General features: G+C 43.9%; 1 pseudogene. It reads right to left on the bottom strand.

The annotated features are described in order from the left end of the window. Positions 1 to 236, bottom strand: a pseudogene (locus NE473_RS30575) (aminoglycoside phosphotransferase); the annotation flags it as partial. Between the last annotated feature and the right edge of the window lie 142 nt (positions 237 to 378).

Here is a 378-nt window from a genome sequence, read left to right on the forward strand (position 1 = left end):
ACGATATTGGTCGGGTTAAAATCACCGTGGCACAATTTGGTATGCTTTGGCATGCTGTCCAGCTTGGTACGCATGTCGTAGCGTGTGATATCACTTAATTCTTCGGTCTCAAGAATCTGCCTGGACATCTTATCCTTCAGCTTGTTTAACAGAGGACAGTGTTTGTAAAGAATATTCAGATGAAGATCAACCATCTGTTCCATGTATTCTGCAAGCTTGTCAGGGTTCTCATCCATCAGCTGCTGGAGGGTTTTGCCTTCAATGAAGTCAAACGTAATGGACCACTTACCTTCAAATACACCGACTTCCAATACCTTTGGTACGTCAATTCAGCCGGTTTCTTCTACACGCGCGGTAATCAGCGCTTCATTTAACACT

It is taken from the genome of Hungatella sp. SL.1.14, assembly GCF_024460495.1.
GTDB lineage: Bacteria > Bacillota > Clostridia > Lachnospirales > Lachnospiraceae > Hungatella > Hungatella hathewayi.